Source organism: Rhodothermales bacterium (genome assembly GCA_013002345.1).
Lineage (GTDB): Bacteria > Bacteroidota > Rhodothermia > Rhodothermales > JABDKH01 > JABDKH01.
Window position 1 is genome coordinate 1 of sequence record JABDKH010000083.1, and the last position, 8,847, is coordinate 8,847.

Annotated in this window: 7 protein-coding genes and 1 riboswitch; of the genes, 4 read left to right on the plus strand and 3 right to left on the minus strand. The window is 59.5% G+C overall.

Annotation, left to right across the window (positions count from 1 at the left end; translation table 11 throughout):
- Nucleotides 1–103: 103 nt before the first annotated feature.
- The 3 genes from HKN37_04290 to HKN37_04300 all read right to left on the minus strand — a co-directional run bounded on the left by HKN37_04290 (nt 104) and on the right by HKN37_04300 (nt 2,658).
- Complete coding sequence (locus tag HKN37_04290) at nt 104–739, minus strand: outer membrane beta-barrel protein (GenBank protein NNE45861.1); 636 nt, start codon at nt 737–739, stop codon at nt 104–106.
- A gap of 158 nt (nt 740–897) precedes the next feature.
- A complete protein-coding gene (locus HKN37_04295; protein ID NNE45862.1) occupies nt 898–1,251 on the minus strand; it encodes a P-II family nitrogen regulator in 354 nt (117 codons plus the stop codon).
- A gap of 39 nt (nt 1,252–1,290) precedes the next feature.
- On the minus strand, nt 1,291–2,658 hold the full coding sequence (locus HKN37_04300; protein NNE45863.1) for an ammonium transporter: 1,368 nt from the start codon (nt 2,656–2,658) through the stop codon (nt 1,291–1,293).
- Nucleotides 2,659–2,954: 296 nt separating this feature from the next.
- Nucleotides 2,955–3,078, plus strand: a riboswitch (SAM riboswitch).
- 113 nt (nt 3,079–3,191) lie between these two features.
- On the opposite strand from HKN37_04300, the gene HKN37_04305 reads away from it, so the two are divergent.
- The 4 genes from HKN37_04305 to HKN37_04320 all read left to right on the plus strand — a co-directional run.
- The gene (locus HKN37_04305; GenBank protein NNE45864.1) at nt 3,192–4,538 is read left to right on the plus strand and encodes an O-acetylhomoserine aminocarboxypropyltransferase/cysteine synthase; all 1,347 of its coding nucleotides are present in this window, start codon (nt 3,192–3,194) and stop codon (nt 4,536–4,538) included.
- 1 nt (nt 4,539) lies between these two features.
- Nucleotides 4,540–5,634: a homoserine O-acetyltransferase gene (gene metX / locus HKN37_04310; protein ID NNE45865.1), complete on the plus strand. Its 1,095-nt coding sequence runs from the start codon at nt 4,540–4,542 to the stop codon at nt 5,632–5,634.
- Between the two features lie 116 nt (nt 5,635–5,750).
- Nucleotides 5,751–6,914 carry a molybdopterin-synthase adenylyltransferase MoeB gene (gene moeB, locus HKN37_04315; GenBank protein NNE45866.1) on the plus strand — a complete coding sequence of 388 codons (1,164 nt, stop codon included), beginning with the start codon at nt 5,751–5,753 and terminating at the stop codon, nt 6,912–6,914.
- 316 nt (nt 6,915–7,230) lie between these two features.
- A partial coding sequence (locus tag HKN37_04320) for a TonB-dependent receptor (GenBank protein NNE45867.1) occupies nt 7,231–8,847 on the plus strand: 1,617 nt, incomplete at its 3' end.

Genomic DNA, 8,847 nt, shown 5'->3' on the forward strand with positions numbered 1-8,847 from the left:
CCAGTATCCAGCGCATCCTGGACGAACAGACACGCGAGGCCAGCTAGAGTCCGCAGTTTTCGGGCGTCATGTTCGCTGTCTGGGTATCCCCACGACGCGCTGTCTACTTCAGCCGCGCCACCAACCCCGCCGACACCTGGTTCGCGGAACCACGGCCCGTCTCGTCCTCATCGCCGATACCTGTGTAGTAGTCCCATCCTACCCGGAAGGCAAGCACGCTCGGCAGGTCCACCTCGACACCGAGTCCGAAGTATGGGTCAATACCCGACGCCTCGTGAGACTCGGGCACGCCGGCGAAAACTTCATCCTCGGACAGCTTCCATCGGACGATTCCCAGTTTGGCTAGCGGGGTGAATCGGCCGGGAACCGGCAGTCGGCCGACAGCACCGGCTCGAATGCCCCAACCGCTGATAGTCCCCACATCCGTCGACTGCGTACCCATGAACGTGTATCGCCCGTCGAAGTCGACATCCCCAAGTTTCAGGTAGCCCACCTCGACGTCCGCGAACGGTAAAACCGGATAGCCAACTGCTATCAAGCCTCCCAACTTACCGTCATCAACATCACCCTCGAAGGCCGTATCCTCGGCAGGATTCAAATCCGTGTTCTTGACCACGTGATACGTGAGGTTCCCCTCAGCGGACACGTACGGTGAGCGACCGACTGGAAGAAAAACACAGCCGGTCAGAAGTGTCAGCAGCGGAATGACGATCGGCGTCACAAATGATGACTTGCTCATACAAACCACCCTGGGATCTGGATAACTGATGATGACAACGTTAAGACGCATGATCCCAACTGCCCGGCGATGCAGGCGTAGGGAAAATCCCATTTCACGGGTAGTCAGAAATGCGCAACAGTCATCCGACGGCTGCCGACGTGAAGGCAGTCCTGTCGCTACTCCAGAACAGGCGTCACGGCCGCCCTGTCCTCCTCGCCCGTTCTAATGCGATAGATCTTTTCAACGGGCAGCACAAACACCTTCCCGTCTCCGACCTCGCCGGTATGGGCCGCCGACAGGATCGCCTTCACCGTTGCCTCCACGAAAGGCTCGGATACGCCTATATCGATCATGACCTTATCCGTCAGTTCCATCCTGACTGTCGTCCCGCGGTACGTTTCCTCAACATCACTCTCACCGCCGTGTCCGCGAACACGCGTAACCGTCAACCCGTGCACATCGGCCTGGAAGAGTGATTTAAGAACTGCGTTTACGCGGTCGGGACGGACAACAGCTTTGATCAGTTTCATTGTATTCTGTTCAAACGTTACATGAAGGTGACAACGTGATTACGCAACGGCAGCGACAGACCGTGATGTCGTCGCATGACCGTTACCGTTGAATTCGTCGTCGAGCAATAGCAACGCGCCCTCGCCGTCCGAGTAAGCCTCCTCGCCATGATTTACGACATCGAGGCCCCTCCCCTCCGAGCTCTTGTCGGGTCGCAGCTCGATTACGAGTCCGATCCCCTTCAGAATGAGGAATGTGAGCGCGGCGCTATACGCAAAGACGGCCACGATGGAGAGAGCCTGGATGCCAAGCTGCGCCGCATTGCCGAACAGGAGTCCATCGACGGATCCGTTCCACGCCGACTCAGCGAGTATGCCGACCAGAAGAGCGCCCGTGATGCCGCCGACGCCGTGAGCCGCGAACACATCCAGTGAGTCATCGAAACGTGTTCTGGCTCGCCAGATGATCACGTAGTAGCTGGGAAGAGCAGCGATCCCTCCGAGTACGATGGCGGACATCGGCGAGATGAAGCCGGCAGCCGGCGTGATAGCGACGAGTCCGACGACAATGGCAGTAGCGGCGCCCACCGCGGTCACTTTCCCGGTCCGTCGGTAGTCAATGATGTTCCAGACGACCAGCGTTGCGGCCGGCGCCAGCATCGTATTCACGAACGCGAGCGTTGCGATGCCGTCTGCTGCCAGTGCGCTGCCTCCGTTGAAGCCGAACCAACCGAACCACAGCAGGCCGGCCCCGAGTAATACAAACGGCACATGATGCGGAAGGAAAGCAAGACGACCGTAGTCGCGGCGCTTGCCGAGTACCAGAGCCGCAACGACGGCCGCCGCCGCCGCATTTACGTGTACGACAGCACCCCCGGCGAAATCCAGCGCGCCGAGTTCTCCAATCCATCCGCCGCCCCAGACCCAGTGACACACGGGCGCATACACAAGGACCCCCCAAAGCGCGATGAATGCTACGTAAGCACTGAAGCGCATTCGCTCCACGACCGCACCGGAGATCAGGGCGGCGGTGATGATGAAGAACGTCCCCTGGAAGGCCATGAAAAGCAGGTGCGGAATCGATCCGCTCGGCTCAAGCCCGACGCCACGAAGGAACACCATCGACAGGTCGCCGATGAACACGCCCCCTTCGCCGAACGCAAGGGAGTAGCCGATGACGGCCCACAGCACTCCGGATATTCCCAATGCCACGAAGCTCATCATCATGGTGCTGAGTGCATTCTTCGCCCGGACAAGCCCGCCGTAGAAGAACGCGAGAGCCGGGGTCATCAGGAGCACAAGTGCGGTTGAGATGAGTAGCCAGGCCGTGTCAGCGCTGGAAATCGCAGAGTCAGCCTCCTGCGCGAAGGCATCGCTCGTGCTCACGAAGACCGTGGCGCAAGCGAGCAAAAGTGCTTTGCGAAGCATATCAGATGTTGATTAGTTACTAAATGCGTGCTCGATGGTAGAATACTACTACTAATTTTTAGAATAAGGTGAGTATAAGTCATATTTATTAATGCTCTCAACTATATATACCTAATAAATATCGCTACAAACATGTGCACGAGAGCCTCAGAATCTCAACGTATGGACGCAAATCGGCGCCTCCAGCGCCACAGAAATCTGCTTTGTGAAGAAAAGCGCTTCCGGATAATCGCCGCCCGATTTGACTGGAACTGCTCGCCCAGCAAACCATACATTCGAATCACATAGCACTAGCGTGCTCATCGCGAAGGGTGGAGGGTTCGGGCCCGTTGAAACCCTGGCAACCCCTGCGCCGCTCCCAAAGGCCGGCGCATGGAAGGTGCCAATTCCTGCCCCGCACAAGTCGGGGAAAGATGAGTGGGAGAAACAGGTCTGCTACAACAGAAGCCTCTTCCGCACATCTCGGAAAGGGGCTTTTTTTGTGGCCCACCGGGATCGCGATGCGCTCGACAAACCAATACAATTACGATCTCATGAGTACCAACGGTCAGAACGGACACCAACACCCCCCACGCTTTGAGACCCTGCAATTACACGCAGGACATACTCCCGACCGTCATTCGCACGCCCGGGCCGTGCCGATCTATGCTTCGACGTCCTTCACTTTTGACAATGCGGAGCATGGCGCCAACCTCTTCGCGCTGAAGGAATTCGGCAACATCTATACGCGAATCATGAACCCGACCACCGACGTTTTCGAGCAGCGCGTAGCTGCACTAGAGGGCGGCGTCGCGGCACTGGCAACGGCAAGCGGACAGGCGGCACAATTCCTCGCGTTGGCGACACTCGCAGAAGCCGGCGACAACATCGTCTCGACAAGCTACCTCTATGGCGGCACGTACAACCAGTTCAAGGTCAGCCTGCCGCGACTCGGCATCAACGTCCGGTTTGTGGAAGGAGACGACGCGGGTGAAATCGAGTCACAAATCGACGACCGCACAAAAGCGATCTATGTGGAGACCATCGGCAATCCTCGGTTCAATATTCCAGACTTCGAGCAACTTGCCGAAGTCGCCAACCGACACGGCGTGCCACTGGTCGTCGACAACACGTTTGGTGCTTGTGGATTCCTCTTTCGCCCGCTCGAGCACGGTGCACACATCGTCGTGCAGAGCGCAACGAAATGGATCGGCGGCCACGGGACCACCATCGGCGGTGTGATCGTCGACGGCGGCAACTTCCCGTGGGACAATGGACGATTCCCGACGTTCACCGCGCCCTCCCCCGGCTATCACGGACTGAACTTCTGGGAGACGTTCGGCCCCGGTGGTCCACTCGGTGCCAACCTCGCTTTCATCATTCGCGCCCGCGTCGAGGGACTTCGGGATTTCGGGCCCTGCCAGAGTCCCTTCGGATCCTTCCTTCTCATCCAGGGTCTCGAGACCCTCTCACTCCGTGTTGAGCGCGCCTGCGAGAATGCTCTCGAACTCGCACGCTGGCTCGAAACACGAGAGGAGGTAGCGTGGGTCAGCTACCCCGGCCTCGAGTCTCATCCGTACCACGCTCGCGCGAGCTCGCTGCTCTCGAACGGCTTTGGCGCCGTCCTTGCGTTCGGAGTCCGTGGCGGTGTGCAGGCGGGCAAGTCGTTCGTCGAAAGCACGGAACTGGCGAGCCATCTTGCGAATGTCGGTGATTCCAAAACGCTCGTTATCCATCCGGCGTCCACAACACACCAGCAGTTGTCGGCGGCAGAACAGACCGCCAGCGGAGTGTCGACCGACCTCGTTCGAGTGAGCGTCGGTACCGAGCATATTGAAGATATCAAGTCTGATTTTGCTCAGGCGCTGACACACGCAACTCGGCCCGTCGAGGTGGCCTGATGTGAAGGCAGGACCTCCGTTTGAACCCGCACACGAGACACTTGTCCTCGACTCGCTCGACCTCGAGAGCGGGGTTGCACTCCATGATGTGCCGGTCGCGTTCTCAACCTGGGGTACCCTCAGCCCCGGCGCAGACAACGCGGTTCTCGTATGCCACGCACTGACAGGCAGCAGCGTCGTCACCGACTGGTGGCCCGGGGTCGTCGGCCCCGGGCTCGCCCTGGACACCGACAAGTACTACATCGTGTCGGCCAATGTACTCGGGTCACCGTACGGATCGGCGTCGCCCATAACTCTCAATCCGGTCACGGGCAGGCCGTTCGGTCCGGACTTCCCGGTGCTCACGGTTCGTGACACGGTGGAGGCTCACAGACGTGTGCTGGATCACCTCGGCGTCCGGCGGGTGATAGCCGCAATCGGCGCCTCCATGGGAGGAATGCAAGCACTCGAATGGGCCTTCCAGGATGATCTCGTTCGATCCATCGTTCCGATCGCGGTCGGCGGGCGGCATTCGGCGTGGTGCATCGGGTGGAGCGAAGCGCAGCGGCAGGCAATCTTCGCCGATGCCGACTGGCAAGAGGGTCACTACGCGCCGGACCGTCCTCCCGCAAAGGGTCTTGCTGCCGCTCGAATGATGGCCATGATATCTTACCGGTCGCATCCTGAGTTTTCGGATCGGTTCGGCCGAAGCATTATGCCACCGAATGGTCAGAGGGAAGTCTTCGCGACCGAAAGCTACTTGAGGCACCAGGGCAAAAAGCTCGTCGGCCGCTTCGACGCGAACTGCTACGTACACCTGACACGCCAGATGGACACGCACGATGTGTCGAGAGGACGAGGGGACTACTTCGAAACGCTCGGCAACATCCGCCAGCCCGCTCTGGTGGTGGGCATCACAAGCGACGTTCTCTATCCGCTGGCGGAGCAGGAAGAACTCGCGAAACACCTCCCCAACGCGCGACTCGAGGTAATCGATGCACTCTCCGGACACGACTCGTTTCTAATCGAGCGAGCCCGCATGAGCGAGATCCTATCCAAATGGCTCAATCGTATTGCCGACGAATCGGCGGCAATCCCGACCGCTACCCGCACATGATGATCTGTCCATCGTCTTATCGATGGCTTTGAGGCACGGGGGGAACCGCTTCACATCGTCCCTGCGAGCATTACATTTACGCCTGCATATGTAATGACCACCATGACACGACCACGTTGAGCGACATCTCACTCAGTTCCGAAGAGTACGAGCGTTACAATCGTCACCTGGTCTTGCCCGAAGTAGGCGTGGAGGGACAGTTGAAGCTGAAGTCTGCGGCAGTCCTGATCGTCGGGACAGGTGGACTCGGATCGCCCCTTGCGCTGTACCTCGCGGCGGCGGGCGTCGGCCGACTGGGCCTCGTTGACTTCGACGTGGTCGACGTATCCAATCTGCAACGTCAGGTGATCCACGGCACGTCCGATGTTGGACGATCCAAGCTCGATTCGGCGCGCGAACGGATACTGGAAATCAATCCCAACGTCATCGTGGACCTCTACGAGACGCGCTTGAGCAGCGATAACGCTCTAGATATTCTGCAGGGATACGACCTGGTCGCCGACGGAACCGACAATTTCCCCACCCGATACCTGGTGAACGATGCATCCGTATTGTCGGGAATTCCGAATGTCTATGCGTCGATCTTCCGGTTTGAAGGACAGGTCTCCGTCTTCGGGGCGCCGGGCGGACCCTGCTACCGTTGCATATATCCTGAGCCGCCGCCGCCGGGACTGGTACCCTCATGCGCAGAGGGTGGTGTGCTCGGAGTGCTCCCAGGAATCGTGGGATCTCTGCAAGCCAGCGAGGCCATCAAGCAGATCCTGGGCATCGGCGACCCACTCGTCGGACGATTGCTTCTACTTGATGCACTCACAGCGACGCTCAAGACACTGCGCCTTCGCCGCAACCCTGATTGCCCGGTCTGTGGAGATCACCCCACCCAGACTCATCTCATCGACTATGAGCAGTTCTGCGGTCTTCCACCGCTCGGACATCCCGCTGACATGCACACAGATGTCCCGGAGATCTCTGTGAGGGACCTGGCTGCGCAACTGCATACAGCCGCTCCGCCCTTCGTGCTCGACGTCCGGAACCAATACGAACTGGACATTGCCAGCATTCACTACGACCAACTCATCCCGATCCACGAACTGGAAAGTCGGATCGAGGACATCGAGGCGTCCAGAAGCGATGACATCGTGGTGTTGTGCCGATCCGGAGCCCGGTCCGCCCGCGGCACCAAGCTGCTACTTGATGCCGGGTTCCAGCGCGTGCGCAATGTGTCGGGTGGTATTCTGGCGTGGAGCGACGAGATCAATCCGTCTATCCCGCGGTACTAGGACTGCGTGCCGATCAACCGGAACGGCCTCAGCTTTCGGCGGGCCAGCCGGACAATCGTTCGGCAGGATTGATCAGGGGCGCGTGAGTTGGCCGACACCGGGTGCCCGGCACACCGACCGTGCGCGTGATCACACCGGATTGTACAACACACTCGGTCAGGTCCACGGCGAACCGGAGTCCGGCTGGGTCGTAAGCGGATGGGCTTTCCGAAACTACCGGGCGAGCCGCAGGCCGCGTATTCCAACTCCGATTGTCCACACGCAAATCTCTTTCACCGTTATCGAACGCCAGAACACGAAGCTCTCCACAACCGGAATGAAGTCACTGCGACGATCGGCATCCCTCCTGCTCCCGCTCATCTTGTTCGGCCTCTCAGGCCCCGCTCTTGCGCAGCGTGCCGAACTCGATACTACGCGAGTCTACGAACTGGATAGCATCACGAAGACCGCCGAGCGCACCTCTGCGATCGTCGCCCGAACCACGTCCGCTATGTCCGTGCTGTCGCCTCAATCGATGCATCGCCTGCCGTCGCGATCTATTGCGGACTGGCTCGCTACGGCACCGGGTCTCTCCTTCTTCAGCCTCGACGGTCTCGGGTACGACCCGCAGCCGGTTGTCCGCGGTTTCTACGGAGGCGGCGAGGCGGAATATGTGCAGCTTCAGATCGACGGTGTACCGTTCGGAGACGGCGAATCCGGACTCGTCAACTGGAACATGCTGCCCCTCCACAGTCTTGCCTCTGTAGAGATACTGCGTGGCGGGAGCTCTGCCCTGTTTGGCGATGCAGCACTGGGTGCCGTGATCAATCTGGTGACCGACCCTGATCGTCGGGGCGGCATTGTGTCCGTCACTGCCGGAACCGCCGTGCCGTTTGAGGCAGAACTCAGTTACGGGGGTACCGTCGCGGATCGTCAGTTCCACCTGTTCGGTGACTACGGCCGCATTGATGGCTTCCGCGACAACGCCGACCGCGAAATCGCGTCGCTCGGAGGTTCGCTGAATCTACTGTCAACGGACAAGTCGAAAATCAATCTCTCGACGCTGCACTTCCTTTCCGATGCGGCCATCCCGGGGCCTTTGTTTCAGGACCTTGCGGAATCGACACCGACCGAAACACTCGCGTACTTCAGATTCGACCGGGTGAACGAAGGCATCCACACACTCGGCGTCTCTGGCAATCACCGGGTCTGGGACGACGGGCAGCTCTCGTTCAGAACAACCGGCAAGATCCGTACAACTGACGTCGTTGAAACGGTGCCGCTGAGTGCGGACTTCGCCGACACCCAGCAGCGAGACCTGACCGACATCAACCTGTCCGCCAACATCCAGCTCTCGACAGATCTGACGTTCGTCCCCGGCACAATCACTGCCGGTATTGATGCCTCCAGCGCCTGGATCGATACGGACTATTCTGCTCTGCTGACCGGCACACTCGACGACTACAGTGCCGCGCCGCCGCAACCAGCCTCCACGCTTGCCGCTGAAGGATCCGGCAGCCGACAAACCGCTGCCGCGTACATTCATTACTCGATCGAGCCCGCAAGCCGACTGCGGATAACGGCCGGCGGCCGCTTCGACGTCTTGCGCGATTCGTTCACCCCGGCTGGAGCGGAATCCAGAAATACGACCCACACAGCTTTCAGTCCGAAGGTAGGCGCCAACTACCGTTTTGTCAGCCACCGCAATGCAGTTGGCAACCTGTACGCGAACGTTTCTCGCTCCTTCAAGGCGCCGACATTCGATCAGCTCTATGATCAGCGGGCCATCCCGGTACCCTTCCCTCCGTTCCAGATCGCGCTTTCATCCGACGTGCTCGAGCCTCAGACCGGTACCAGCATGGAGGTGGGGCTGTACCAACGAATCCAGCCTATCTCGTCGGACATCGCGGCCGAAATCTCATTGGCCCTCTACGAGATCAACATGAAAGACGAG